Here is a 26,248-nt window from a genome sequence, read left to right on the forward strand (position 1 = left end):
CATCAGCGGCCAACGCGCCCGGACGGGCAGGTTGGAAAGTTGGCCGAACTCTAGAAAGCCTAGCATCAATTTTTTGTGAAAAAGACGCCAACAATTAGTCTGTCGACAACTTTCATCGGTTAAACAACTTTCATTCAGCTGCCATTCAGCCAGGCAGGCGAAGCTTGGCGTACGGCTCGCGATCGATGTCCAGGACCTCCACGCACAGCTGGATGTCCAGACCGGGCTGGCCGGGGATCGCTTCGCGCAGTACCTCGAGCAGGCTGTTGGACAACTGCTGTTTCACTTGCGGCGTGCGTCCGCTGAGGATCGCCAGGCGCACATGGGCGAAGGCCCGCTCGCTCGGCGCGGTACCGACCCGATACTGGGCGAAGGCCTGGGCACGGCTCTTGATGTCCAGCTCTTCGGCGAACTGGCCGCTGCCGACCAGGGCGTGATTCAGTCGCAGCAGCAGCACGTCGACGTTGAGTTCGCGCAGGTTTTCGCTGTATTCCAGGTTCAGGTGAGGCATGGCGCAGGTTCCGGTTACGCAGGGATGGGCGACAGCCTAACCCAGTCCCGCAATGCGGCAAAGGCGACTATCCTCTTGGTTCAGGCTCGTTTACCAACCCTGAGAGAGGTGAAGAAATGCCAGTTCCGCATGATTTGCTCGCAGACCTGCACGTGACCGCCGACCAGTTCCAGGCCCTCATCGACAAGAACCAGGACCTGCACAAGCTGCACAAGGAATACAACGCCAAGGACAAGGAAGTGGTGGCCGCCGAAGGCAACGCCACCAACGACGACACCGTCAACCTGCTGCGCAGGGAACGCCTGCTGCTCAAGGACAAGATCGAACGGATCGTCCATCCGCCCAAATCCTGATTCCCCTCACTGACGCCATCGCGGGGCAAACCCGCGATAGCGTCGGCGGTCGTTACGCGGACGCCTTCAACGCAGCATCCAGGTCCTCGATCAGATCCCGGTAGTCCTCGATCCCGATCGACAACCGCACCAGGTTCTCGCTGATCCCCATCACGCCCTTCTGCTCCGGGCTCAGGGAGTTGTGCGACATGCTCCAGGAGTGGTTGATCATGCTCTCCACGCCGCCCAGCGAATCGGCCAGGACAAAGATCGACAGCGCCTCGACCAGGCGGTTGACCGCGGCCCGATCTCCCTTGATGCGCAACGCCACCACCGCACCGCCGGTGCGCATCTGACGCTTGCTCAGTTCATGCTGCGGATGGCTTTCCAGCCCCGGGTAGTAGACCTGCTCGACCTGCGGATGCTGTTCGAGGAACTGCGCCACGCGCAGGGCATTGGCGCTCTGGCGCTCCATGCGTACATCGAGGGTCTTCAGCCCGCGCAGCGCCAGGTAGCAGTCGAACGGCCCCTGGATCGCGCCGACCGCCATGCTGATCTTGCGCAAACGGCCCAGCAGCTCGTGATTGGCCGCCACCACCACGCCGCCAGTCAGGTCGGAGTGGCCGCCGATGTACTTGCTCGCCGAATGCATCACCAGGTCCACGCCCAGGGTGATCGGCTGCTGGTTCCAGGGCGAGCAGAAGGTGTTGTCGATGCAGGTCATCACCCCACGGGCGCGGGCCAGGTCGCAGACCGCCTTGATGTCCACCAGGTGTAGCAGCGGGTTGGTCGGCGACTCGATCCAGATCAGTTGCGTGTCCGGGCGGATCGCCGCGGCCACGGCCTCGACGTCGTTGAGGTCGACATAGGTGGTGGTCAGGCCCGAGGTGCGTCCACGGTAGTCTTCCAGCAGGCGGAAGGTGCCGCCATAGACACCGTTCATCACCACCACATGGGCGTCCTTGGACAGCAGTTCGAGCACCGTGGCGGTGGCGCTGACGCCCGAGGCGCAGGCGACCGCGCCGACGCCCTCCTCCAGTGCGGCCACGCAGGTCTCGTAGGCATGCCGGGTCGGGTTGCTGACCCGGCTGTAGGCGTATTCGGGGTTGTCGTCCAGGCCGCGCTTGATGAACGAGCTGGAAGTGACGATGGCCGGGAAGATGGCGTTGTCGGCGACGCTGGACTGCTCGCCGGCGTGGATGGTGCGGGTGGCAAAATTGCGCGGTTTGTCGGACATGGTCGGGTCCATTGACTGAGGATGGAAAACCGCCACTATCTCATATCCGCCGGGCCCCGGCGCCAACGGAACGTTGCTGTCGACGAAGCGCCTGAAAGGGTTTCAACGTTCTCAGCATGCGGCTAACCTTGGAAAACTTTCCTCCACCCCACCTGACGACATCATGGACAGTTTCGACCAGCATATCCTCACCCTGCTCCAGCGCGACGCGTCGCTGTCACTCAAGGACCTGGCCGAGGCGGTCAACCTGTCCACCACGCCGTGCTGGAAGCGGGTCAAGCGATTGGAAGAGGAAGGCTACATCCGCGGCCGCGTCGCCCTGCTCGACCCCGAGCGCCTGGGCCTGGGCCTGACGGTGTTCGTCCAGCTCAAGACGCAGCGCCACGACAGCGCCTGGCTGGCGCAGTTCGCCGCCACGGTGACGGCGTTCGAGGAGGTGATGGAGGTCTACCGCATGTCTGGCGACTGGGACTACATGCTGCGGGTGGTGGTGGGCGACATTGCCGCCTACGACCGCTTCTACAAGAAGTTGATCACCAGCACCGACGGGCTGTCGAACATCACCTCGAGCTTTGCCATGGAGCAGATGAAGTACACCACGGCGTACCCGGTGGGGCGCTAGGAGCGGGCGGAGGCGGTGGCGTGGGAGCGGGCTTGCCCCGCGATGGCGTCGGCAGGTCCGCTTGAGTAGGCATGGACTGGGATATCGCGGGGCAAGCCCGCTCCCACGCTGGCACCAACATCAGTCGGTTGTGATTGTCGCCTCGATCCGGTTTCCGGCCCTGGCCTTCTCCAGCTTGATCGCCACGAACTTCGAGGTCGGCGTGTAGGTCCCCTCGCCATAGCTCTCCAGCGGCACCAGCGGGTTGGTCTCTGGATAGTAGGCCGCCGCCTGGCCTTGCGGCACGTCATAGGCCACCAGGCGGAACCCCGAGACCCGCCGCTCGCGACCATCCTCCCAGAGCGACACCAGGTCCACCTCCTCGCCCGGCTCGAAGCCCAGTCGACGGATATCCGCCTCATTGACGAACACCACCTCGCGCAGGCCGAACACGCCACGGTAGCGGTCATCCAGCCCGTACAGCGTGGTGTTGTATTGGTCGTGGGAACGCAGGGTCTGCAGGATCAGGTCGGGCTTGTCACCACGGGCCAGCACCTGGGCGTTGACCAGCTGCTCCGGCAGCGGGCTGGGGGTGAAGCGCGCCTTGCCGGTGGCCGTGCGGAAGTTGCGCTCGGCGGCGTTGTTGCCCAGGTGGAAGCCACCGGGATGCTGCAGGCGCGCGTTGAATTCGCTGAAGCCCGGGATGACATCGGCGATCATGCCGCGGATGCGGCCGTAGTCGGCAATCGCGTAGTCCCAGTCGATCGGTTTGTTGCCCAGGGTGGCCTTGGCCATCCCGGCGACGATGGCCGGTTCCGAGCGCAGCAGCGGCGAGCGCGGCTTCAGCTGGCCATGGGAGATGTGCACCATGCTGAAGGTGTCTTCCACGGTGACGCCCTGCGGCCCTTCGGCCTGGATGTCGATTTCGGTGCGGCCCAGGCACGGCAGGATCAACGCATCGCGCCCGGTGACCAGGTGCGAGCGGTTGAGCTTGGTGGAAATCTGCACGGTCAGTTCGCAGTTGCGCAGCGCCGCGTGGGTACGCGGGGTGTCCGGAGTCGCCTGGGCGAAGTTGCCGCCCAGGGCGACGAACACCTTGGCCCGCCCCTCTTCCATGGCCTGGATCGCCAGCACAGCGTTATGGCCGTGCTCGCGGGGCACCTTGAACTGGAAGCGTTTCTCGATGGCGTCGAGCAGCGCCGCCTTGGGCTTCTCGTCGATGCCCATGGTGCGGTCGCCCTGCACGTTGCTGTGTCCGCGCACCGGCGACAGGCCGGCGCCGGGCTTGCCGACGTTGCCGCGCAGCAGCTGCAGGTTGACGATCTCCTGCACGGTCGGCACCGAGTGGCGGTGCTGGGTCACGCCCATGGCCCAGCACATGATCACCCGCTCGGCCTTGCGGTACATGCGCGCGGCCAGCTCGATCTCGGCCTTGCTCAAGTCCGACTGCTCGACGATATGCTCCCAGGGCGTGGCGTCCACCACGGCCAGGTAGGCCTCGACGCCACTGGTGTGCTCGGCGATGAAGGCATGGTCGAACACCGGCGGCTCATCATTGAGCTGCGCCTCGCGCTCCCACTGCAGGAGGAACTTGGCGATCCCGCGCATGGCCGCCATGTCGCCGCCCAGCGCCGGGCGGAAATAGGCAGTGTTGGTCGGTTCGGAGCCGTTGCTGAGCATCTCGAACGGGTGCTGCGGATGCTGGAATCGCTCCAGGCCCCGCTCCTTGAGCGGATTGAAGCAAACCACCTGGGCGCCGCGCTTGACCGCCTCGCGCAGCGGTTCGAGCATGCGCGGGTGGTTGGTGCCGGGGTTCTGGCCGATGACAAAGATCGCATCGGCCAGCTCCAGGTCATGGAACACCACGGTGCCCTTGCCCACGCCGAGGGTTTCGGCCATGCCCACGCCACTGGCCTCGTGGCACATGTTCGAGCAGTCGGGGAAGTTGTTGGTGCCATAGGCGCGCACGAACAGCTGGTAGAGGAACGCCGCCTCGTTGCTGGCCCGGCCCGAGGTGTAGAACTCGGCCTGGTCCGGCGATTCGAGGCCGTTGAGGTGCCGGGCGATCAGGGCGAACGCCTCGTCCCAGCTGGTTTCGACGTAATGGTCGGTGGCCGCGTCATAGCGCATCGGGTGAGTGATGCGGCCTTGGTATTCGAGCCAGTAGTCGGTCTGCTCGAGCAGGGCGCTGACGCTGTAGCGGGCGAAGAACGCCGGATCCACCGAGCGGCCGGTGGCCTCCCAGTTGACCGCCTTGGCGCCGTTCTCGCAGAACTTGACCATGTCGCTTTCCGGCGACTCGCCCCAGGCACAACCCGGGCAGTCGAAACCGCCGTTCTGGTTGGTCTTGAGCATGGCCCGCAGGTTCTTGAAGGCGTTCTCGCTGCCCAGCCAGCTCTTGGTCACGCTCTTGAGCGCGCCCCAGCCGGCGGCCGGCCCCTTGTAGTCCCTGATGTGTTCGTCCTGGCTCATGCTGCGCTTCTCCGCACGGTGTTTTTTCCAGCCTAAGAAGCCGCTCCCAGTGCGTCCAATCGAAATAAACGACAGCGTGATAAACCGTCTCGATCACCCGGCAGAGCCCTTGTGCTGCGTGGCCTGCGGTGGTGATAGAGGAGACTTATCGAGCGGTCGGGGAAAGCAATTTGACGTCACTGGGCGCAGGTTATAGCTTGAACCTTGTCTGCGGCCTTTCGCCGCCCCCAGCCACTGCACAGGTCGAGCGTGAACGTGGAAAAGAACCCCCAGGCCCTGATCGACGGTTTCAACCGCAAAGTCGATTACCTGCGGATGTCGGTCACCGACCGCTGCGACTTTCGCTGCGTCTATTGCATGGCCGAAGACATGCAGTTCCTGCCGCGCCAGCAGATTCTCAGCCTCGAGGAGCTGTACCTGGTCGCCGAGCGCTTCGTCGCCCTGGGCACCCGCAAGATCCGCCTGACCGGTGGCGAGCCCCTGGTGCGCCAGGGCATCGTCGGGCTGTGCGCGCGCATCGCCGCCCTGCCCGGCCTGCGCGAACTGTGCCTGACCAGCAATGGCTCGCAGCTCGGCCGCCTGGCCCAGCCGCTGTTCGATGCCGGCGTCTCGCGCCTGAACATCAGCCTCGACAGCCTTGACCCCGAGCGCTTCCGCGCCCTGACCCGTACCGGCGACCTCACGCAGGTGATCGCGGGCATCGACGCCGCGCGCGCCGCGGGCTTTCGCCGCACCAAGCTCAACGCGGTGGTGCTCAAGGGCCGCAACGACCACGAAATCGTCGACCTGGTGCGCTTCGCCATCGACCGCGAGCTGGACATCTCGTTCATCGAAGAAATGCCCCTGGGCGTCATCAGCGAGCACGAGCGCGGCGAGTCCTTCTGCTCCAGCGACGACGTGCGCGCCCGCCTGGCCGAGCACTTCACCCTGGTCGAGTCGGCCGAGTCCTCCCAGGGCCCGGCGCGCTACTGGCGCCTGGCCGAAGCGCCCGACACCCGGGTCGGCTTCATCTCGCCGCACAGCCACAACTTCTGCGCCACCTGCAACCGCGTGCGCCTGACCGTCGAAGGCCGCCTGCTGCTGTGCCTGGGTAACGAGCACTCGGTGGACCTCAAGCAGGTCCTGCGCCAGCACCCCGGCGACAGCGCCCGCCTGGAAAAGACCCTGCGCGACGCCATGCAGCTCAAGCCCTACCGCCACCACTTCGAAGTGGGCGGCGAGGTGCAGATCCTGCGCTTCATGAACATGACCGGCGGCTGATCGCCCGCCTCTGGAACCGTCTTGATCGTCCACTCACGCCCCGACATGCTGCGCGTGCTGTTCACCCTCAAGGGCTCGATCGTCCAGCGCATCGCCTTGCGCTGCCTGGCGGTGACCTTGCTGGCGGCACTGATCGTGCTGATCGAGCGGCACTACCCGGCGCTGTTCTACCCGGTCAGCGCCACGCCCTTCACCCTGCTGGGGCTGTCGCTGTCGATCTTCATGAGTTTTCGCAACAACGCCTGCTACGACCGCTGGTGGGAGGGCCGCAAGGCCTGGGGACGGATGATCATCGAGGTGCGCTCGTTCGTGCGTGAAAGCGTGGCGATCGAGGATCAGCAGCTGCGCGCGCAGATGCTGCGTGGCCTGTGCGGCTTCGCCCATGCCCTCAATGCCCGGCTGCGCAACGAAGACGAGCTGCCCCTGGCGCGCACCTGGCTGGCCGAGGGCGCGCCGATCACCGCGCACAACGTGTGCGACGGCATCCTGCGCGATATCGGTGCCCAGTGCTCACGCTTGGCGAAGGACGGCGCGATCAGCGAGTTCCGCTACACGCTCCTGGAGCAGCGCCTGGCCGGCCTGTCAGACGTGCAGGCCACCTGCGAACGGATCAAGGGCACGCCGCTGCCGTTCCCCTACACCCTGCTGCTGCACCGCACCATCTACATCTTCTGCCTGCTGCTGCCGTTTGCCCTGGCAGAACCGCTGGGCTGGCTGGCACCGCTGTTCACCACCATCGTCAGCTACACCTTCTTCGGCCTGGATGCGATCGGCAACGAGCTGGAGGACCCGTTCGGCCGGGACGAGAACGATCTGCCGACCGATGCGCTGGTGCGCACCATAGAACGCGATGTGCTGTCGGCGCTGGGGCATGAGCCGCTGCCACCGGCGTTGGTGCCGGTGGATCATGTGCTGAGCTGAACAGTCGGTACAGGAAAGCACTAGCCTCGGCTTTCGCAGGCCCCGTTTGGTTTGAGGTGCGCGACGAAATTGCACGGCCGGTGCCGCGCATCCAGTTGCTCGGCCAGGATGCCTTCCCAGGCCGTGCGGCAGGCGCCGGTCGAACCCGGCAGGCAACACACCAGGGTGCCGTTGGCCAGGCCGGCCAGGGCCCGGCTCTGCACGGTCGAGGTGCCGATATCGAGGATCGACAGGGCGCGGAACAGCTCGCCAAACCCGTCGATGCGCTTGTCCAGCAGGCAGTCCACCGCCTCCGGCGTGCTGTCGCGCCCGGTGAAGCCGGTGCCACCAGTGATCAGCACCACCTGCACCTGGTCGTCGGCGATCCAGGTGGCGACCTGGGCGCGGATCTTGTACAGGTCGTCCTTGAGCAGCTCCCGCGCCACCAGGCGGTGGCCCACGCCGACGGCGCGGCTGGCCAGCAGCTCGCCGGAGGTGTCGGTGTCGTAGGTGCGAGTGTCGCTGACGGTCAGCACCGCGATGTTCAGCGGTACGAACACCGCGTCCGGTTTCACGCTCATGGCCTTTGCTCCAGGATTGGCTTCGCGGCCACGTTAGAGACAAGCCCCGGCAGCGTCCAATCGATAGGGCGTACCGGATGATCGACGCTTTCTATCGCTGCTGCAGGACCGGCTGAATGTTCATCAAGGATTAGCCAGGTGCTTCACTCTTGGTTAAGGTCTACCCACCCCGCAACCCCAGGCCGCACCATGGACATCAAACAGCTCAAGTTTCTCATCGCCCTCGACCAGACCCGCCACTTCGGCCAGGCCGCGGCGCTGTGCCACATCACCCAGCCGACCCTGTCCATGCGCCTGCGCAACCTCGAGGACGAACTGGACCTGGTGCTGGTCAAGCGCGGCCAGCGCTTCGAAGGGTTCACCGAAGCCGGCGAACGCATCCTGGCCTGGGCCCGCACCCTGCTCGCCGCCCATGACGGCCTGCAGGCCGAGGCCGCCAGCTGCCGCGGCCAGGTGGTCGGCAGCCTGCGCCTGGGCACCGTGCCGCTGGCCAGCTTCAACCCCATGCAACTGCTGATGCCACTGCGTGAGAAGTACCCCGAGCTGCACTTCCAGCTGTCGTCATTGAGCTCCGAGCAGGTGATCGATGGCCTGAGCCGCAACCAGCTCGACCTGGGCATCTGCTACCTCGACCAGGTCAACACCAGCTTCTTCGAAGTGATCGAGCTGAGCACCACCACCATGGGCCTGCTGCACGACACCCGGCACTTCCAGTTCGAGGCCGACAGCCTGCGCTGGGAAGACCTCGGCGAGCTGCCGCTGGGCCTGCTGAGCAAGGGCATGCACTACCGCCAGTCCCTCGACCTGAGCTTGCGCAGCCGGGGCCTTGCGCCCAATGCCGTGCTCGAGAGCGACTCGACCTTCCAGCTGATCCAGGCGATCAGCACCGGCGTGTGCTGCGCGATCATGCCACTGGACTGCGGCCTGGAAGACCTCAGCCAGCACATGCGCATCATCCCGGTGCAGGAAGCCAGCATCCACAGCCCGGTCGGCCTGCTGCTGCGCCGCAGCGAGCCGCGCTCGGCCATCGCCGAGCAGTGTTTCGACGAGGCCCGCGCCCTGTTTCAACCCTCCTGAGCCGTCGCCTGGCGGTACTGTCGCGGGGTGAAACCGGTCAGCTGCCTGAACTGCCGGCTGAAGGCGCTGTGGTCGGTGTAGCCACAGCGCAGGGCCACCTCGATGATCGGCAGGTCGCTGTGCAGCAGTTGATGTGCATGCTCCAGGCGGGCCTTGTGAATCATCTGCCGGGGCGTGAGGTGGAACACCCGTTTGCAGTAACGCTCCAGCTGCGCCACCGAAATCCCGGCGATGCGGGTCAGCTCGCCCATGCTGATCGGCTGGTGGAAGTGCGCGCGGATATGCGCATCCACCGCCGCCAGACGCTGGTAGGCGGGGTGGGTGTCGGCGGCTGACTGCAGGTCGACCGAAATGCCCACCAGGCCGATGATCCTCCCCGCCGGCTCGTACAACGGACGCTTGTGGGTCAGGCACCAGCCTGGTTCGCGGCTGCCGTACAGGTGCAGCTCCAGCTGGTCTTCCAGCACCAGGCCCTGCTCCAGCACCCGGCGGTCCTGCTCGGTATAGCCGGGGCCCAGGCGCGCCGGGAACACCTCGGCGCTGGTCTTGCCCAGCAAGGGTGCCAGGTGCTTCAGGCCACAGCGCTGGACCAGCGTGCGGTTGGCCAGGACGTAACGGGCCTGGTCGTCCTTGATGAAAATCGCCGCGTTGGCAAGGACGTCGAGCATCGGCAGCAGCCAGACCACGCCGGCCAGCAAGGCTTCGAGGGATTCAGGGCGATGCTGGTCAAGGTGCTGGTACAGCGCAGTCAATGGTTGCTCGGGCATGCGGTTATCCCTCGTGGCTCTCGCGGCCCTGCAAGCCTAGTCAGCAGCCCCCGCCGGGCGCCAGCACTCGCGCCCGACTATGCCGATTTCGTCACCCACCTTGCAGAAAACCATCAAGAACGCCGGCCTCGATCGGTCCACTCTATGCCCCACGCAAGCCGCCCCACGACCTACAAGAGCGCGGCCGACCAAGCCGCATCGTGACATCAGACCTGCCTATCCAAAACCTACAAAAAGGCGCAACCATGTCAGGCAAATTCAAGAAACAGCTGTCCCTGCTGGACCTCACCTTCATCGGCCTGGGCGCCATCTTCGGCTCCGGCTGGCTGTTCGCCGCCAGCCACGTCTCGGCCATCGCCGGCCCGGCCGGCATCCTCTCCTGGTTCCTCGGCGGCTTCGCCGTGCTGCTGCTGGGCATCGTCTACTGCGAGCTCGGCGCCGCCCTGCCGCGGGCCGGTGGCGTGGTGCGCTACCCGGTGTACTCCCACGGCCCGCTGCTGGGCTACCTGATGGGCTTCATCACCCTGATCGCCTTCTCCAGCCTGATCGCCATCGAAGTGGTCGCCTCGCGCCAGTACGCTGCGGCCTGGTTTCCGGCCTTGACCAAGACCGGCTCCAGCGACCCGACGGTGCTCGGCTGGCTGGTGCAGTTCGCGTTGCTCGGGCTGTTCTTCCTGCTCAACTACCGCAGCGTGAAGACCTTCGCCAAGGCCAACAACCTGGTCAGCGTGTTCAAGTTCATCGTGCCGCTGCTGGTGATCGGCGTGCTGTTCACCTTCTTCAAGCCGGAGAACTTCGAGGTCCAGGGCTTCGCGCCGTTCGGCCTGTCCGGCGTGGAAATGGCGGTGTCGGCCGGCGGCATCATCTTCGCCTACCTGGGGCTCACGCCGATCATCTCGGTGGCCAGCGAGGTGAAGAACCCGCAGCGCACCATCCCCATCGCGCTGATTCTCTCGGTGCTGCTGTCCACCGCGATCTACGCCCTGCTGCAACTGGCGTTCCTCGGCAGCGTGCCGACCGAGATGATTGCCAACGGCTGGGCCGGAGTGACCAAGGAGCTGGCCCTGCCCTACCGTGACATCGCCCTGGCCCTGGGCGTCGGCTGGCTGGCCTACCTGGTGGTGGCCGACGCGGTGATCTCGCCCAGCGGCTGCGGCAACATCTACATGAATGCCACCCCACGGGTGATCTATGGCTGGGCGCAGACCGGCACCTTCTTCAAGTACTTCACCCGCATCGACGAGCAATCCGGCATCCCGCGCCCGGCGCTGTGGCTGACCTTCGGCCTGGCGGTGTTCTGGACCCTGCCGTTCCCGTCCTGGGAAGCGCTCATCAACGTGGTCTCTGCCGCCCTGGTGCTCAGCTACGCGGTGGCCCCGGTTTCGGTCGCCGCCCTGCGCCGCAGCGCCCCCGACATGGCCCGGCCGTTCCGGGTCAAAGGCATGGGCGTGCTCGGCCCGCTGTCGTTCATCATCGCCGCGCTGATCGTCTACTGGTCGGGCTGGAACACCGTGTCCTGGCTGCTGGCGCTGCAGATCGTGATGTTCGTGCTGTACCTGCTGTGCCGCCGCTTCGTGCCCACCGAACACCTGTCGCTGGGCCAGCAGGTGCGCTCGTCGGCCTGGCTGATCGGCTTCTACGCCGTGACCATTTTCCTTTCCTGGCTGGGCAGCTTCGGCGGTCTGGGCGTGATCGGCCATCCGCTGGACACCCTGATCGTCGCTGCCACTGCCCTGGGCATCTACTACTGGGGCGCGGCCACTGGCGTGCCGGCCCGGCTGGTGCGGCTCGATGGCGACGATGAAAGCGAAGCCGGCAGCGAACCCCATGCCGGCCAGCACCCCGCCGCCGTCGCCTCCTGACCCACTACCGAATGGACACGCTGATGAAACAGGTTCATGTAATCGACTCCCATACCGGCGGCGAACCGACCCGCTTGGTGATGAAGGGTTTCCCGCCCCTGCACGGTCGCAGCATGGCCGAGCAGCGCGACGAACTGCGCGAGCTGCACGACCACTGGCGCCGCGCCTGCCTGCTGGAGCCACGTGGCAACGATGTGCTGGTGGGCGCGCTGTACTGCCCGCCGGTCTCTGCGGATGCCACCTGCGGGGTGATCTTCTTCAACAACGCCGGCTACCTGAACATGTGCGGCCACGGCACCATCGGCCTGGTTGCCTCGCTACGCCACCTGGGCCTGATCGAGCCGGGCGTGCACAAGATCGATACACCGGTCGGCCAGGTCAGCGCCACCCTGCATGACGATGGATCCGTCACCGTCGGCAACGTGCCGTCCTACCGCTACCGCCGGCAGGTTGCCGTGGACGTGCCGGGGCACGGCCTGGTGCGCGGCGACATCGCCTGGGGCGGCAACTGGTTCTTCCTGGTTTCCGACCACGGCCAGCGCATCGCGCTGGACAACCGCGAAACCCTCACCGACTACGCCTGGACCCTGCTCAAGACCCTCGAGGCCCAAGGCATCACCGGCGAACACGGCGCCCCGATCGACCATGTCGAACTGTTCGCCGACGACGCCAACGCCGACAGCCGCAACTTCGTCATGTGCCCCGGCAAGGCCTACGACCGCTCGCCCTGCGGCACCGGCACCAGCGCCAAGCTGGCGTGCCTGGCCGCCGACGGCAAGCTCGCCGAAGGCCAGACCTGGGTCCAGGCCAGCATCACCGGCAGCCAGTTCCATGGCCGCTACGAGCGCGACGGCGAACGCATTCGCCCGTTCATCACCGGCCGTGCCCACATGACCGCCGACAGCACCCTGCTGATCGACGAGCAGGACCCGTTCGCCTGGGGCATCTGACCCCGTTCATTTCCCACTGAATACCGCCAGGAGTGACAACCATGACCGACAACATCTTCACCGGCACCATGCCCGCCCTGATGACCCCCTGCACCGCCGAGCGAAAACCGGACTTCGACGCCCTGGTGCGCAAGGGCCGCGAACTGATCGACGCCGGCATGAGCGCCGTGGTGTACTGCGGCTCGATGGGCGACTGGCCGCTGCTGAACGAGGCCGAACGCCAGGAGGGCGTCGCGCGCCTGGTCGCCGCCGGCATCCCGACCATCGTCGGCACCGGTGCGGTGAACACCCGCGAGGCTGTGTCCCACGCATCCCACGCCGCCAAGGTCGGCGCCGCCGGCCTGATGGTCATCCCCCGGGTGCTGTCCCGTGGCGCATCGCTGACCGCCCAGCAACACCACTTCTCGGCGATCCTCGCCGCCGCGCCGAAGCTGCCAGCGGTGATCTACAACAGCCCCTACTACGGTTTCGCCACCCGCGCCGACCTGTTCTTCGCCCTGCGTCGCGAGTACCCCAACCTGATCGGCTTCAAGGAGTTCGGCGGCGCCGCCGACCTGCGCTACGCCGCCGAGCACATCACCTCCCAGGACGATGATGTGACCCTGATGGTCGGCGTCGACACCCAAGTGGTGCACGGTTTCGTCAACTGCAACGCCACCGGCGCCATCACCGGCATCGGCAACGCGCTGCCCCGTGAAGTGCTGCAACTGGTCAGCTTGAGCAAGCGCGCCGCCAAGGGCGATGCCAAGGCCCGGCGCCAGGCTCGGGAGCTGGAGTCGGCGCTGGCGGTGTTGTCGTCGTTCGATGAAGGCTGCGACCTGGTGCTGTACTACAAGCACCTGATGGTGCTCAACGGCGACAGCGAGTACCGCCTGCACTTCAACGAAACCGACGCCCTCACCGACGCCCAGCGGCACTACGCCGAACAGCAGTACGCGCTGTTCCGCACCTGGTACGCCAGCTGGTCGGCCGAGCAGAACATCGCCTGATCACCGCAACTCCTGTGGGAGCGGCCTTGTGTCGCGAAAGGGGCGCATGGCGCCCCCAACAGGTCCAGACCTTATCCAGATTCTCCAGGACGCCCCATGACCCTCACCGGCAATCTACTGATCGGCCAGCGCGCCGTCACAGGCACCCAGGCCGCGATCCATGCCATCGACCCGGCCACCGACACCCCGCTCGCCCCACCCTACGCCGGCGCCAGCGCCGAACAGCTAACCCAGGCCTGCGACCTGGCCTGGGCGGCATTCGATGCCTACCGCGAAACCACCTCCGAACAACGCGCCCACTTTCTCGACACCATCGCCGAGCAGATCGAAGCCCTGGGCGATGCCCTGATCGACCGCGCCAACGCCGAGACCGGCCTGCCCAAGGCGCGTCTGCTGGGCGAGCGCGGCCGCACCTGCGCGCAACTGCGCACCTTCGCTCGCGTGGTGCGGGCCGGTGAATGGCTGGATGTACGGGTGGACAACGCCCTGCCCGAGCGCCAGCCACTGCCACGTCCCGACCTGCGCCAACGACAGGTTGCCCTGGGCCCGGTGGCGGTGTTCGGCGCCAGCAATTTCCCGCTGGCCTTCTCGGTGGCCGGCGGCGACACCGCCTCGGCACTGGCCGCCGGTTGCCCGGTGGTGGTCAAGGCCCATGGCGCCCACCCCGGCACCAGCGAGCTGGTCGGCCAGGCCGTGGCCCGGGCAGTCGCGAAGTGCGAGCTGCCCGAAGGCGTGTTCTCGCTGCTGTACGGCGCCGGCCGCGAGGTCGGTATCGGTCTGGTCAGCGACCCGCGCATCAAGGCCGTCGGCTTCACCGGCTCGCGCAGTGGCGGCCTCGCGCTGTGCCAGGCCGCCCAGGAACGTGCCGAGCCAATCCCCGTCTATGCCGAAATGAGCTCGATCAACCCGGTGTTCCTCTTCGACGCCGCCCTGCAGGACCGAGCGGAATCTCTGGCCCAAACCTTCGTCGCTTCGCTGACCCAGGGTGCCGGCCAGTTCTGTACCAACCCCGGGCTATTGATCGCCCGCCAGGGTCCAGCACTCGAACGTTTCATCAGCACCGCCGCCGAGCATGTCCGGCAAGCCGCGGCGCAGACCATGCTCACCCCGGGCATTGCCAGCGCCTATGCCAATGGCGTCGCCGCGCTGGGTGAGAACGGCAATGCCCGCCAGATCGCCAGCGGCCAGCCCCATCACGGCCCGAACCAGTGCCAAGCGCACCTGTTCGTCACCTCGGCCCAGGCGTTTCTCGCCGATCCGGCGCTGCAGGCCGAAGTGTTCGGCGCCGCCTCGCTGGTGGTCGCCTGCGACAGCGACGAGCAAGTCCGTCAGGTTGCCGAGCATCTGGAAGGGCAACTGACCGCCACCCTGCACCTGGACGCCGCCGACCTCGACTGCGCCCGCCAACTGCTGCCCACCCTCGAACGCAAGGCCGGGCGGATCCTGATCAACGGTTGGCCGACCGGCGTCGAGGTGTGCGACGCGATGGTCCACGGCGGCCCGTTCCCGGCCACCTCCGACACCCGCGGCACCTCGGTGGGCACCGCGGCGATCCTGCGTTTCCTGCGCCCGGTGTGCTACCAGGACTTCCCCGATGCTCTGCTGCCCACTGCGCTGCAACAGGGCAACCCGCTGCACCTGCGCCGCTTGCTCGATGGCCGGCGGGAAGGCTGAACCATGACCGCCACTGACACGGACATCGCCGTGGTCGGCGCCGGCATTGTCGGCGTCGCCTGCGCCCTGCAGCTGGCCCGCCAGGGCCACCGGGTGCTGCTGATCGATCGCCAGGCACCGGGCCACGGTGCGTCTTTTGGCAATGCCGGGCACCTGGCCACCGAGCAGGTGTTTCCCATCGCCGACCTGTCGATTCTCAAGCGCCTGCCGGCCATGCTGCTGGACCCGATGGGCCCGCTGCGCCTGGACTGGAAGTACCTGCCACGGGCCCTTCCCTGGTTCACCCGCCTGCTGCTCAACCTGCGACCGGCGCCGTTCCAGCGCAGCGTCGCGGGCCTTCGTGCGCTGAACGAAAGCAGCCTCGGCGCCTGGCAACGGCTGCTCGCCTCCATCGAGCGCAGCCACCTGCTCAAGGAGGACGGTTCACTGCTGGTGTTCGAACGCCACGCATCGCGCCAGGCGCTCGCGGCGTTGCGCGCCCGCCTGCAGGCACAGGCCGTGCCCGTGGACCTGTGGTCGGCTGAGGCGGTAAGCGAAGCGGCACCGCAGTTGAGTCCGTCGATCCTGGGTGGCCTGTTCTTCCCGCGCACCGGTCACTTCCTCGACCCCTACCAGGTAGTCTGCGAACTGTTCAGCGCCGCCAGGGCCAGTGGCGTACGCTTCCTGCGCGCCGAGGTCGATGGCGGCCAGGTGCATGGCCAGGGCATCAGCCTCGCCAGCGACCAGGGCACCCTCGAGGCCCGCCAGGTGTTGATCAGTGCCGGGGCACATTCGGCGAGACTCACGGCCGCCCTGACCGGTCGGCGGGTACCGCTGGATACCGAGCGCGGCTACCACCTGATGCTGCCGGCGGAGCACCAGCGCCTGCCGTTCGCCGTCACCTCGCTGGAGCGCAAGTTCATCATGACGCCCATGGCCGACGGCCTGCGCCTGGCCGGCACGGTGGAATTCGCCGGACTCGAGGCGCCGCCGAGCATGCAGCGGGCGTGGCAACTGCATCGGTTGAGCAAGGGCTTGTTCCGGCGCGAGCTGGATGCCGAGGGGGCGACGCCGTGGATGGGGTTCCGGCCTTCGTTGCCGGATTCGCTGCCGGTGATCGACCGAGTGGCCGATGGCAAGGTGCTGCTAGCGTTCGGGCATCAGCACCTGGGGTTGACCCAGGCGGCGGTGACGGCGGAGTGGGTGGGGCGGTTGGCTGCGGGGGCCGAAGTGGAACAAGCATACCAGTTGGATCGGTTCTGAGATTGCCGGGGCCTTGCGCCTCTTTCGCGGTGCAAGGCCTGCGCGTTCCCTGTGGGAGCGGCCTTGGGTCGCGAAAGGGCCGCAAAGCGGCCCCAGCCTCACTCAGCGATACCGCTCAAGCCAATGCGCATAAGGCGCCGGCAGCGTCCACGCCGCCTTGTCCACGCCCAGGGCCTTGGCGGCGGCATATGGCCAGTGCGGATCAGCCAGGTGCGCACGCCCCACCGACACCAGGTCGAGCTGATTGGCCTGCAACGCGCCCTCGGCCAGCTCCGGCGTGCCAAAGCCCCAGGCCGAGGTCACCGGCAACTTCGCCTCGCGGCGCACCCGCTCGGCGATCGGCCCCAGGAATGCCGGGCCCCACGGGATGTTGGTCTGGGGAATGGTGAAGCCGACGCTGACGCTCAGCAGATCGAGGCCGCCAGCCTTGAAGCGACGGGCCAGTTCAATGGACTCCAGCAGGGTCTGCTCGTCACGCCCATCGTACTCCACCACGCCAAAGCGAGCGGTCAGCGGCAGGTGCTCCGGCCACACCTCACGTACCGCGGCCAGGGTTTCCAGCAGGAAGCGCGTGCGGTTGTCGAAGCTGCCGCCATAGGCGTCGGTACGCTGGTTGGAGTGCTCGGAGAAGAAGCTCTGGCCCAGGTAGCCGTGGGCGAAGTGCAGCTCGATCCACTCGAAGCCGGCATCGCGGGCACGGCGCGCGGCATCGACGAAGTCCTGCTTGACCCGGGCGATATCGTCCAGGGTCATGGCCTTGGGCACTTTCGGCAGGTGGCCGCCAAAGGCGATGTCAGACGGGGCAATGGTGTCCCAACCACGGGCATCGTCGGCGGCGATATGGTCATCACCTTCCCAGGGGCGGTTGGCACTGGCCTTGCGACCGGCGTGGGCGATCTGGATGCCCGGCACGGAACCGGCGGCCTTGATCGCCTTGACCACAGGCACGAAGGCCTGGGCCTGGGCGTCGTTCCAGATGCCGGCGCAGCCGGGGGTGATGCGCCCTTCCGGCGACACCGCCGTGGCCTCGACCACCACCAGGCCGGCGCCACCACGGGCCAGGCCCGCGTAATGCACCTGGTGCCAGTCATTGATCAGGCCATCCTCGGCCATGTACTGGCACATCGGCGGAATGGCAATGCGGTTGCGCAGGGTGACGTCTTTGAGGGTGTAGGGTTCGAACAAGGCGGCCATGAGGTCACTCCAGGGACGGGGGTTGGATACGATTGTTCGATCATATTCGAACTATGGCAATTTGTGAAACCCCCGTTATCATGTCGTCCATGCGAGCCTATACCCACCCCAACCCCGAAGACCTGACACTGGAGCGCCTGCTCTACGCCCTGAGCGACCCTGTGCGCATGGAAATCGTCCGCCATCTGGCCGGTGTTGCCGAAGCCAGCTGCGGTGAGCTGGACGGCGGCCGGCCCAAGTCGAGCATGTCCCATCACTTTCGCGTATTGCGCGATTCAGGGCTGGTGCACACTCGCAACGTTGGTACCACGCACATGAACTCACTGCGCAGCGAAGAACTCGAAAGCCGCTTTCCGGGGTTGCTGGGCAGTATCCTCGAGCAGCGTTGAGCCCCTGAATCCAGGCACAAAAAAACCACGAGGCCGCCAGGGGCGATCCTCGTGGTGGGTGTTGCCGGGCAAGCCCGGCAAGTAGGGGCCTTACAGCGCCATGTCGTTCGCAGGCTTGCTCTCGACCGGTGCGGCTGGCGCCACGCTGGTCTTGACGCTCTGGTCGATCACCGGCGGCTTCTCCAGTTGCAGGACTTCGGCGGTGTAGTCCCACTCTTTCTGGGTGGCGGCGGCCGAATCGTTCAGCTTGGTACCGTAGCTCGGGACGATCTCCTTGATCTTGGCCTGCCACTCAGGGGTGGCGACCTTCTCCTTGAACACGGTTTCCAGCACGTTGAGCATGATCGGCGCGGCGGTCGAGGCACCTGGCGAGGCGCCCAGCAGGCCGGCGATGGTGCGGTCTTCGGAAGCCACGACCTCGGTGCCCAGCTTCAGCACGCCGCCCTTGTCGGCATCACGCTTGATGATCTGCACGCGCTGACCGGCCTGCCACAGTTTCCAGTCTTCCTTCTTGGCGTTCGGGAAGTAGGTCTGCAGGGCGGCGAAACGGTCGTCGTCGGACTGCATCAGCTGGCCGGCGAGGTACTCGACCAGCGGGTACTGATCGATGCCGACGCGGGCCATCGGCCAGACGTTGTGGGTGGTGGTGCTGCTCAGCAGGTCCAGGTACGAACCGTTCTTCAGGAACTTGGTCGAGAAGGTGGCGAATGGCCCGAACAGGATCACGCGCTTGCCGTCCAGCACGCGGGTGTCCAGGTGCGGAACCGACATGGGTGGCGCGCCAGTCGAGGCGATGCCGTAGGCCTTGGCCATGTGCTGCATGGCAACGGTCGGGTTCTCGGTCACCAGGAACGAGCCGCCCACCGGGAAGCCTGCGTATTCCTTGGCTTCCGGGATGCCCGACTTCTGCAGCAGCTTCAGCGCGCCGCCGCCGGCACCGATGAACAGGAACTTGGCGTCGGTGGCGTGCTCGGTGCCATCCTTCAGGTTCTTGTACTCGACGTGCCAGGAGCCGTCTTCGTTGCGGGTGATGTCCTGCACTTCGCTGGACAGCTTCAGGTCGAAGTTTTCCTTGGTCTTCAGGTGACCGACGAACTGACGGGTGATCTCACCGAAGTTGACGTCGGTGCCGATCGGCGTCCAGGTCACGGCCAGCTTCTGGTTCGGGTCACGGCCTTCCATCATCAGCGGGACCCACTTGGCGATCTGCGCGTGGTCTTCCGAGTACTGCATCGGACGGAACAGCGGGCTGGCCTGCAGGGCGTCGTAGCGCTTCTTCAGGAACTTGATGTTGTCATCGCCCCAGACGAAGCTCATGTGCGGGGTGGTGTTGATGAACGAGTGCGGGTTCTTCAGCACGCCCTGGCGTACCTGCCAGGCCCAGAACTGACGGGAGATCTGGAACGACTCGTTGATCTCGATGGCCTTGGTGATGTTGACCTTGCCGTCTTTGTCTTCCGGGGTGTAGTTCAGCTCGGCCAGCGCGGAGTGGCCGGTACCGGCGTTGTTCCAGCCGTTGGAACTTTCTTCGGCGACGCCGTCCAGGCGCTCGACCATTTCCATCGACCAGCTCGGCTCCAGCTCGTTGAGCCAGACCGCCAGGGTGGAACTCATGATGCCGCCGCCAACCAGCAGCACGTCGACTTTCTTGGTGTCTTCGGCGTGCGCTTGCATGAAGCTCGCCGCGACTGCCAGACCCAGCAAGGTCTTGCCAGCTTTCTTGAACATTGATCGATTCCAGTCAGTAGAACGGAGGGTGGGCCTGTGGCTGGCCCAGGTATTCCATGTTCTTCAGCGCAGGCTTGTTGTGATCATTGTTCAGCAGCCAGAGAGACATTGGACGCGCCAGCCTTTGGTCGGATTGACCGACAAGGCTGAAACGATTTACGGATTGTAACCGAATTGCCAGCACAAACAAACGCGGGTCGGGGCGTCAAGACGACAGGTTGCCACGCGACAAGCCACCGCGCCCCCCCCAAACAAAAACCCCCGGCCACATCCATGGTCGGGGGTCTTGGATCAGGCCGTGAACGACCCGATCAGGGTATTTCCAAGGTTACTGCTGCTGAGGCAGTTTATCGATCGGGCCGCAGCCGCCGATGATCTTGGAGATGGAAACCGATGGGTGGAACAGGTAGTCGTACGAGCAGTTCTTAGGCTGGTTGTAGACTTGGCCAGTGCAACCGGACAGCAGGGCAACGCCCGAAACGACAGCAACAGCGACAGTAGCTTTGATCAGCTTTTTCATAAAAATCCTTTAAGTCCATGATCCACCATCAAACGGATGGCGCGCGGATCATACGGGAAAGGGCGGTGAGAATGAAAGGCGTTAGTACAGGTGCACTAGTTGACAGGGGTCAACTAACAAGTTGTTGGCACGGCAACTAGCGGGTTGAACTATTTGCTAAAACGTTACAGGCGGGTAATTCCTTTCAGCTTCCTACAGATTTTCATCAGACTTTCCTGATTCCCTGTAGTCCATTTCCCAAGCACACTTTTTCCCCATTCAAGCCGTTGCAGCTGCTCGATCTGCGACTTAGTCTCGACCCGTCGTTGCCAACTCAACGACCGGCTTTGACAGGCCGTAGCTCAGAACGCAATGGCTGCTTTATGGCAGTTGTGCGTGGGGCACATTCGTGTGCGCCGGGAACCTGAGCCTCGGTCTGTCAACCTACGTACAGCTGCCTCCATTGGTTTGACAGCTTGTGGTGGACGCCCCTAATTGCTCAGGTTACTACCATGATAAAAATTGTCCCCGACCCTCCGCTACAAGCATCCGACTCCCCTCATACCCTCGAGGACCTGCTCGTCCAGATCGCCGAGTATCTCGTCTGCGCCCTCACCGCCGCCCAGCACGCCGCCATGATCCACACCAAGCCGCCGGGCCAGGTCATGGCCCTGACCGCCGTGCACGAAATCGACAGCGCACGCAGCTTGGTCGAAATGGCCCTGAGCCGTGTACAGGCAAGGCATTGATCGCGCCCTGAGAACAAGGAGAACCGGCATGACTCAAGACAAGCGCATCACCACCGTGGGCATCGGCAGCTTTGGCGAAAGCGGTGAAGTCGACAACGAAACTCCACTGTTCCAGGTCGTTGCTGGCCACCCCATGGACTATGCCCTGGAACAATCCACCCACTTGATAACCTGCGCCTACACCCTGAGCGATATCGCACTGACTCAGGATCTGAAGAACGCGCCTACTTTGTTAGCCGCCGCCCACTACCTCACCGGCATGGCCAAAGCACTGTCGCAAGATGTCTCTCACGCAGTGACGAACTGCCCCGCTGTTTGATGCAAAAAGCCCCGTAGCGCGAACTACGGGGCTTTCAGCAAAGATATCGGTAAAGACCTTTATCGCATCAACCAAGCTGTTCGAATCGCCGCCGCCTGACGAACAGGCCCACGCCCAACCCCGTGGCAAGGACCGACAGCAATCCCAGGTCCAACCCGAACAAACGGGCTTGGCTAACAATGATGCAACCGACGACACCAATCACCACCAGCGCCACCCCCAGCCACTTGCGCAACGGGTAAGGCCTGAGGAACCGATCCAGCATGCCATAAAGCAACAGGCCGATGACCGCATAGGTAATTTCGGACACAGGCGCCTCCCTCAGGTCTTGATGATCAGGGTCGAAGTGGAGTGCTGCGGACCGATGCCGCCATTGACCTGCGCCTCGATGCTGACCAGCACATCGCCAGCATGGTAGGTAGGCAAGACGTCATTGGCATAGGCACGCACCCCCGCGCCCACCGGCACGCCAACGTAAGGAGAGGCTACAGAGCTGGCGGCGGCGGCGAACGCCGAGGCGGCAAGGTTGGCAACCTTGGTGCGCTGGGCATTGAGGGTATCGCCCTGCTGGCGGGTCAGCGGCTTGGAGATACCGATCTTCATCACGCACGGCAGCCCTTTGGCCAGCATCTTGTCGTACACCTCGACCACCTTGCTGTTGACCTCGTAGTGGGCACTCTTCGCTTCGCCAAAATGCAGCTCGCGCAATCGCCCGCGCTCGCTGTCGGTCAGGGTGATCTGCGAGACGTTGAAGACGATCCCGTGATTACCCATGTATTGAAAAGTACCCTCGAACTTCATTGCACGCGTCCTTACGAAACAAAGGTCGCGATTCTCTACGAGAGCAGCGCCGCTGCAAATCATGGCAGGTTGCCAGCAAGCGCCGAAGGCCCGCGGTTTTCCTGCTGCCGGTATTCCTTTTTTCAGGACCGCGGACCCGGTGCTGACGCACGCTATCAGCAAGTTGCCATAAAAAACACGGGCAATGAAAAAAGCCCCGAGACATTAATCTCGGGGCTTTTCCATGTATGGCGGAGAGATAGGGATTTGAACCCTAGGTACTGTTGCCAGTACAACGGATTTCGAATCCGTCCCGTTCGACCACTCCGGCATCTCTCCAATGGCGCGCATCATACCAGCGATTTCGTTTCTGGCAAACCTTTTTTGAAAAAAATTCGCGTGGTATCAGGCGCTTGCGTGAACGCGCCGCTTACAGCGGCACGCCCAGGCGTTTGGCAACTTCTTCGTAGGCTTCGATCACGTCGCCCAGGCCCTGACGGAAGCGGTCCTTGTCCATCTTCTTGCGGGTCTCTTTGTCCCACAGGCGGCAGCCGTCCGGGCTGAATTCGTCGCCCAGGACGATCTGGCCGTGGAACACGCCAAACTCCAGCTTGAAGTCGACCAGCAGCAGGCCTGCGTCGTCGAACAGCTTGCTCAGCACTTCGTTGACCTTCAGCGACAGCTTCTTCATCTCGGCCAGCTGCTCGGCGGTGCCCCAGCCGAAAGCGACAACGTGGGATTCGTTGATGAAGGGGTCGCCCTTTTCGTCGTTCTTCAGGAACAGCTCGAAGGTGGACGGCTCCAGCTTGATGCCCTCCTCCACGCCCAGGCGCTTGACCAGGCTGCCGGCGGCGTAGTTGCGCACCACGCACTCGACCGGGATCATGTCGAGCTTCTTCACCAGGCACTCGTTGTCGCCCAGCAGCTTGTCGAACTGGGTCGGCACGCCGGCTTCTTCGAGCTTCTGCATGATGAAGGCATTGAACTTGTTGTTCACCATGCCCTTGCGATCCAGTTGTTCGATGCGCTTGCCGTCGAACGCCGAGGTGTCGTTACGGAACAGCAGGATCAAGCGGTCGGCGTCGTCGGTCTTGTAAACCGATTTGGCCTTGCCGCGGTAGAGTTCGTCGCGTTTTTCCATGATGGGCTCCGCTTGCTTGAGTGGGTGGGCTAGGCGATTTGACGCCAGTCGAGCCCATGATCCTGATTCGCCACCTGGAGCCAGTCCGGGTCGCACCCGAGGGCGTCGACGAAGCACTGGCGGGCCAGATGTGGCAGGTTGTTCTTGCTGCTGAGGTGGGCCAGCACCAGGTGCTGCAGGTTCTGCCAGCCCAACTCGGCCACCAGGCTCGCGGCCTGGTGGTTGTTCAAATGTCCCTGGCTGCCGCCGACCCGCAGCTTGAGAAAGTGCGGGTAGTGCCCACGGGCCAGCAGGTCGCGGCAGTGGTTGGCCTCGATCAGCAGGGCATCGAGCCCCTGATAGCGCTCCAACAGCCGCGCGTCGTAACTACCCAGGTCGGTGAGCATGCCAAAGCGCCGACGACCATCGCTGATCACGTACTGCAGCGGCTCGTAGGCATCATGCTCGACCCGTGCCGCGCTGACCTGCAGATCGCCGATCTGCAGCACATCGCCACAACCGAGAAAACCGGCCACCTCGACCGGCTTGCGCATGCCGCGCAATGTGCCCTGGCTGAGATAGACCGGTACATTGTAGCGGCGCGAGAGCAACCCCACCCCATGCACGTGGTCGGCATGTTCGTGGGTCACCAGCACCGCGCTCAACTGCGTGGCCGCCACCCCGAGCAGCGCCAGGCGCCGCTCGGTCTCGCGAAGGGAAAAGCCGCAATCGACCAGGATGAAGGTATCACCACTGGCGACGAGCGTGCCGTTTCCCTGGCTACCGCTTCCTAGAACCGCGAAGCGCACTTAGCCCAGGTGGTCCTGGATCGCGCTCAGCACGCGGCGGGCGACATCGGCCGGGGCCACGGTGTTGATGTTCTTCTCGACGGTCACCTGGACGTTTTCGCCGACCTTGCTCAGGCGCACCTGGTAGCGCTCGGCACGGGCTTCACGCTCTTCCTTGCTCGGCTCGCTGCCGAACAGGCGGCTGAAGAAGCCAGGCTCCTTCTGCTTGTCGTCGGGCTTCTCGGACAGGTTGATGTAGTACAGGCCCAGGCTGCGGTTGATGTCCTCGACACGCCACTCGCCCTGCTCCAGGGCGCGGCCGACGCCAGACCAGGCGCGGTCCAGGTCGGAACCCAGGAACAGCACCGGGTTGCCGCTGCCGTCCTCGCTCAGGCTGACCTGGCTCGGGGCATCGAAGTCGCGCGCGGCCAGCAGCGAGACCGAACCGCCCTTCTCGGCGCTGCGGTTCATGCTGGCGAGCATTTCGTCGACCAGCAGGGCGTCGGTGCCGGTGTTGCTGGAGGCGGACGGGAAATCAGGCTCGGCAGTGCTGCCGGCCGGACGCTCGACGCTGACCACATACACCTCGGAAGTGTTGCGCTGCACGCCGGGCTCCATGCGCACCCGCACGCGCACTTCGCTGTCCGGGCTGCTGGAGGTGCTGGCCAAGCGCTGGCCGAGGGAGGCCGACAGCTCGTCGAAGCGCTGCCAGGTGGTGTTGAATTCACCGGTCTGCGGGCGCTCTTCAGCGATGCGGAAACCGTTGTCCTCGAAGAACTGGCGGGTCACCGGCCAGACTTCGGCGGGCGAGCGCTGGGCCAGCACCCAACGGCTGTTGCCGCTGCGCTGCAGGCTGAAATCGCTGATGTCGGCGGTGGCCGACAGCGGCTGTGGACGGGGTACCTCGAACTCGCCGGTGGCGCGATCGTCGGCCACGTTGCGCGGGATCGGCAGCAGCGGATCCAGGCGCTTGACGTTGCTGGCGTCCGGCGGCAGCTGCATCGGCGCGGTCGGTTGCGCCTGCAGGTAGTCGCTGCCACGGTCGCGGAAATAGCCATCCTCGCCCCACAGCCAGCCGCACCCGCTGGTGCTGGAGATGATCAGGGCGAGAGCGGAAAGACCAGCCAGTCGCTTCATGCGGTGTACTTCCTCGATTAAACCAGTACGCCGGACTGGCGCAAGGCAGTACGGACTTTTTCGTGACAGCCTTCGCTCAGCCAGGTCAGTGGCAGGCGGATGCCCTGCTGCATCAGGCCCATTTCCACCAGCGCCCATTTCACCGGAATCGGGTTGGCTTCGCAGAACAGGTCTTTGTGCAGCGGCATGAGTTTTTCGTTGATCGCGCGAGCCTTCTCGGCATTGCCCTCAAGGGCGGCCTCGCACAGATCGGCCATTTCGCGCGGGGCGACGTTGGCGGTGACGGAGATGTTGCCCTTGCCGCCCATCAGGATCAGCTCGACGGCGGTCGGATCGTCGCCGGACAGGACGATGAAGTCCTTGTCGACGCCGTCCAGGATGGCCTTGGCACGGACCAGGTCGCCGGTGGCTTCCTTGATGCCGATGATGTTCTTGACCTTCGACAGGCGGATCACGGTGTCGGCCTGCATGTCGCAGGAGGTGCGGCCGGGGACGTTGTAGAGGATCTGCGGGATGTCGACGGCTTCGGCGATGTGCTTGAAGTGCTGGTACAGGCCTTCCTGGGTCGGCTTGTTGTAGTACGGGACCACCAGCAGGCAGGCGTCGGCGCCGGCATTCTTGGCGTTCTTGGTCAGGTGCACGGCTTCGGCAGTGGAGTTGGCACCGGTACCGGCGATTACCGGGATCCGCTTGTTGCTGTGCTTGACCCGCTCGACCACGTGCTTGATGACCAGGATGTGCTCTTCGACATCCAGCGTGGCGGACTCGCCGGTGGTGCCGACAGCTACGATCGCGTGGGTGCCGTTTTCCAGGTGGAAGTCTACAAGCTTGTCGAGGCTGTCCCAGTCCAGACGCCCTTGTGCATCCATGGGAGTGACCAATGCCACCATACTGCCCGCAATCATGTAACTGCTCCTGCCGGAAAAAGAGAGCGGTAATGGTACTGGCGCCATCGGCCTTGCACAAGCGAAGCAGGCGGGCGGAGCATTCCCCTTCGCGCCGCTTTTCGCTACCCTTGATCCTTTGATCGGTGCAGCACGGCCCGCCGGGCCGTCGACAGTGCTACCGGCCTGCGTCCACAGCCGCCAAA

The 26,248-nt window shown here is 64.9% G+C and carries 27 protein-coding genes and 1 tRNA gene; 13 read left to right on the plus strand and 15 right to left on the minus strand.

The window, feature by feature from the left end; all coding sequences use genetic code 11:
* Window positions 1–145 precede the first annotated feature (145 nt).
* Window positions 146–511, minus strand: coding sequence for a 5-carboxymethyl-2-hydroxymuconate Delta-isomerase (locus tag AC25M7_RS22555; protein ID WP_213883096.1), 366 nt, complete (start codon window positions 509–511; stop codon window positions 146–148).
* Between the two features lie 116 nt (window positions 512–627).
* Between AC25M7_RS22555 and AC25M7_RS22560 the strand changes: the two genes are divergently transcribed.
* Entirely contained in the window at window positions 628–864 is a 237-nt protein-coding gene (locus AC25M7_RS22560; RefSeq protein ID WP_028693018.1) for a DUF465 domain-containing protein, read from the plus strand.
* Between the two features lie 52 nt (window positions 865–916).
* Here AC25M7_RS22560 and AC25M7_RS22565 read toward each other — a convergent pair whose 3' ends face one another.
* Window positions 917–2,092 carry a trans-sulfuration enzyme family protein gene (locus AC25M7_RS22565; protein ID WP_062574858.1) on the minus strand — a complete coding sequence of 392 codons (1,176 nt, stop codon included), beginning with the start codon at window positions 2,090–2,092 and terminating at the stop codon, window positions 917–919.
* A 151-nt stretch (window positions 2,093–2,243) separates the two neighbouring features.
* On the opposite strand from AC25M7_RS22565, the gene AC25M7_RS22570 reads away from it, so the two are divergent.
* Complete coding sequence (locus AC25M7_RS22570) at window positions 2,244–2,702, plus strand: Lrp/AsnC family transcriptional regulator (protein ID WP_046856697.1); 459 nt, start codon at window positions 2,244–2,246, stop codon at window positions 2,700–2,702.
* Between the two features lie 120 nt (window positions 2,703–2,822).
* Here AC25M7_RS22570 and AC25M7_RS22575 read toward each other — a convergent pair whose 3' ends face one another.
* The gene (locus AC25M7_RS22575; protein WP_486971489.1) at window positions 2,823–5,153 is read right to left on the minus strand and encodes an FdhF/YdeP family oxidoreductase; all 2,331 of its coding nucleotides are present in this window, start codon (window positions 5,151–5,153) and stop codon (window positions 2,823–2,825) included.
* A 255-nt stretch (window positions 5,154–5,408) separates the two neighbouring features.
* Between AC25M7_RS22575 and moaA the strand changes: the two genes are divergently transcribed.
* Together moaA and AC25M7_RS22585 are read left to right on the plus strand one after the other, a co-directional pair.
* Window positions 5,409–6,413, plus strand: a complete 1,005-nt coding sequence (gene moaA / locus AC25M7_RS22580; protein WP_028693014.1) for a GTP 3',8-cyclase MoaA — start codon at window positions 5,409–5,411, stop codon at window positions 6,411–6,413.
* 21 nt (window positions 6,414–6,434) lie between these two features.
* Window positions 6,435–7,334 (plus strand): bestrophin family protein, encoded by a 900-nt coding sequence (locus AC25M7_RS22585; RefSeq protein WP_028693013.1) that lies wholly within the window; start codon window positions 6,435–6,437, stop codon window positions 7,332–7,334.
* A 20-nt stretch (window positions 7,335–7,354) separates the two neighbouring features.
* On the opposite strand, the gene moaB is transcribed toward AC25M7_RS22585, so the two are convergent.
* Window positions 7,355–7,894 carry a molybdenum cofactor biosynthesis protein B gene (moaB, locus tag AC25M7_RS22590; RefSeq protein WP_028693012.1) on the minus strand — a complete coding sequence of 180 codons (540 nt, stop codon included), beginning with the start codon at window positions 7,892–7,894 and terminating at the stop codon, window positions 7,355–7,357.
* A 189-nt stretch (window positions 7,895–8,083) separates the two neighbouring features.
* Here moaB and AC25M7_RS22595 point away from each other — a divergent pair, with 189 nt between their 5' ends.
* Window positions 8,084–8,971 carry a LysR family transcriptional regulator gene (locus AC25M7_RS22595; RefSeq protein ID WP_028693011.1) on the plus strand — a complete coding sequence of 296 codons (888 nt, stop codon included), beginning with the start codon at window positions 8,084–8,086 and terminating at the stop codon, window positions 8,969–8,971.
* Here the strand turns inward: AC25M7_RS22595 and AC25M7_RS22600 are convergent.
* Window positions 8,959–9,738: an AraC family transcriptional regulator gene (locus AC25M7_RS22600; RefSeq protein WP_028693010.1), complete on the minus strand. Its 780-nt coding sequence runs from the start codon at window positions 9,736–9,738 to the stop codon at window positions 8,959–8,961. The genes AC25M7_RS22595 and AC25M7_RS22600 overlap by 13 nt on opposite strands.
* 245 nt (window positions 9,739–9,983) lie before the next feature.
* Here AC25M7_RS22600 and AC25M7_RS22605 point away from each other — a divergent pair, with 245 nt between their 5' ends.
* The 5 genes from AC25M7_RS22605 (at window position 9,984) to AC25M7_RS22625 (ending at window position 16,455) form a co-directional block, all read left to right on the plus strand.
* Window positions 9,984–11,600, plus strand: a complete 1,617-nt coding sequence (locus tag AC25M7_RS22605; RefSeq protein ID WP_028693009.1) for an APC family permease — start codon at window positions 9,984–9,986, stop codon at window positions 11,598–11,600.
* Window positions 11,601–11,623: 23 nt separating this feature from the next.
* Window positions 11,624–12,550: a 4-hydroxyproline epimerase gene (locus AC25M7_RS22610; RefSeq protein ID WP_069016392.1), complete on the plus strand. Its 927-nt coding sequence runs from the start codon at window positions 11,624–11,626 to the stop codon at window positions 12,548–12,550.
* Window positions 12,551–12,591: 41 nt separating this feature from the next.
* Window positions 12,592–13,539 (plus strand): dihydrodipicolinate synthase family protein, encoded by a 948-nt coding sequence (locus tag AC25M7_RS22615; RefSeq protein ID WP_069016391.1) that lies wholly within the window; start codon window positions 12,592–12,594, stop codon window positions 13,537–13,539.
* A gap of 96 nt (window positions 13,540–13,635) precedes the next feature.
* Window positions 13,636–15,213, plus strand: coding sequence for an aldehyde dehydrogenase (NADP(+)) (locus AC25M7_RS22620; protein WP_069016390.1), 1,578 nt, complete (start codon window positions 13,636–13,638; stop codon window positions 15,211–15,213).
* A 3-nt stretch (window positions 15,214–15,216) separates the two neighbouring features.
* On the plus strand, window positions 15,217–16,455 hold the full coding sequence (locus AC25M7_RS22625) for an NAD(P)/FAD-dependent oxidoreductase (RefSeq protein WP_028693005.1): 1,239 nt from the start codon (window positions 15,217–15,219) through the stop codon (window positions 16,453–16,455).
* Between the two features lie 102 nt (window positions 16,456–16,557).
* Here the strand turns inward: AC25M7_RS22625 and AC25M7_RS22630 are convergent, their stop codons facing one another.
* Complete coding sequence (locus AC25M7_RS22630; protein WP_088852722.1) at window positions 16,558–17,649, minus strand: NADH:flavin oxidoreductase/NADH oxidase; 1,092 nt, start codon at window positions 17,647–17,649, stop codon at window positions 16,558–16,560.
* 53 nt (window positions 17,650–17,702) lie between these two features.
* Here AC25M7_RS22630 and AC25M7_RS22635 point away from each other — a divergent pair, with 53 nt between their 5' ends.
* Complete coding sequence (locus AC25M7_RS22635; protein ID WP_028693003.1) at window positions 17,703–18,038, plus strand: ArsR/SmtB family transcription factor; 336 nt, start codon at window positions 17,703–17,705, stop codon at window positions 18,036–18,038.
* 90 nt (window positions 18,039–18,128) lie between these two features.
* On the opposite strand, the gene mqo is transcribed toward AC25M7_RS22635, so the two are convergent.
* Together mqo and AC25M7_RS22645 are read right to left on the minus strand one after the other, a co-directional pair.
* Entirely contained in the window at window positions 18,129–19,766 is a 1,638-nt protein-coding gene (mqo, locus tag AC25M7_RS22640) for a malate dehydrogenase (quinone) (protein ID WP_062360541.1), read from the minus strand.
* A gap of 328 nt (window positions 19,767–20,094) precedes the next feature.
* Window positions 20,095–20,286, minus strand: coding sequence for a DUF4223 family protein (locus tag AC25M7_RS22645; RefSeq protein WP_023630554.1), 192 nt, complete (start codon window positions 20,284–20,286; stop codon window positions 20,095–20,097).
* A gap of 491 nt (window positions 20,287–20,777) precedes the next feature.
* Here AC25M7_RS22645 and AC25M7_RS22650 point away from each other — a divergent pair, with 491 nt between their 5' ends.
* Both AC25M7_RS22650 and AC25M7_RS22655 read left to right on the plus strand, forming a co-directional pair.
* Window positions 20,778–21,014 carry a hypothetical protein gene (locus tag AC25M7_RS22650; RefSeq protein WP_069016387.1) on the plus strand — a complete coding sequence of 79 codons (237 nt, stop codon included), beginning with the start codon at window positions 20,778–20,780 and terminating at the stop codon, window positions 21,012–21,014.
* Between the two features lie 28 nt (window positions 21,015–21,042).
* Window positions 21,043–21,333: a DUF3077 domain-containing protein gene (locus AC25M7_RS22655; protein ID WP_186597185.1), complete on the plus strand. Its 291-nt coding sequence runs from the start codon at window positions 21,043–21,045 to the stop codon at window positions 21,331–21,333.
* A gap of 67 nt (window positions 21,334–21,400) precedes the next feature.
* On the opposite strand, the gene AC25M7_RS22660 is transcribed toward AC25M7_RS22655, so the two are convergent.
* The 7 genes from AC25M7_RS22660 to dapA form a co-directional block, all read right to left on the minus strand.
* Window positions 21,401–21,643, minus strand: coding sequence for a hypothetical protein (locus AC25M7_RS22660; protein WP_486971490.1), 243 nt, complete (start codon window positions 21,641–21,643; stop codon window positions 21,401–21,403).
* Between the two features lie 11 nt (window positions 21,644–21,654).
* Window positions 21,655–22,134 (minus strand): hypothetical protein, encoded by a 480-nt coding sequence (locus AC25M7_RS22665; RefSeq protein ID WP_069016385.1) that lies wholly within the window; start codon window positions 22,132–22,134, stop codon window positions 21,655–21,657.
* A gap of 228 nt (window positions 22,135–22,362) precedes the next feature.
* Window positions 22,363–22,452, minus strand: a tRNA-Ser gene (locus tag AC25M7_RS22670).
* A 91-nt stretch (window positions 22,453–22,543) separates the two neighbouring features.
* Complete coding sequence (gene purC, locus AC25M7_RS22675; RefSeq protein ID WP_004375217.1) at window positions 22,544–23,254, minus strand: phosphoribosylaminoimidazolesuccinocarboxamide synthase; 711 nt, start codon at window positions 23,252–23,254, stop codon at window positions 22,544–22,546.
* A gap of 29 nt (window positions 23,255–23,283) precedes the next feature.
* The gene (locus AC25M7_RS22680; protein ID WP_062360535.1) at window positions 23,284–24,042 is read right to left on the minus strand and encodes an MBL fold metallo-hydrolase; all 759 of its coding nucleotides are present in this window, start codon (window positions 24,040–24,042) and stop codon (window positions 23,284–23,286) included.
* Window positions 24,043–25,158, minus strand: coding sequence for an NlpB/DapX family lipoprotein (gene bamC, locus AC25M7_RS22685; RefSeq protein ID WP_028692996.1), 1,116 nt, complete (start codon window positions 25,156–25,158; stop codon window positions 24,043–24,045).
* Between the two features lie 17 nt (window positions 25,159–25,175).
* On the minus strand, window positions 25,176–26,063 hold the full coding sequence (dapA, locus tag AC25M7_RS22690) for a 4-hydroxy-tetrahydrodipicolinate synthase (RefSeq protein ID WP_028692995.1): 888 nt from the start codon (window positions 26,061–26,063) through the stop codon (window positions 25,176–25,178).
* Window positions 26,064–26,248 lie beyond the last annotated feature (185 nt).

It is taken from the genome of Pseudomonas sp. P106(2024) (assembly GCF_057480815.1).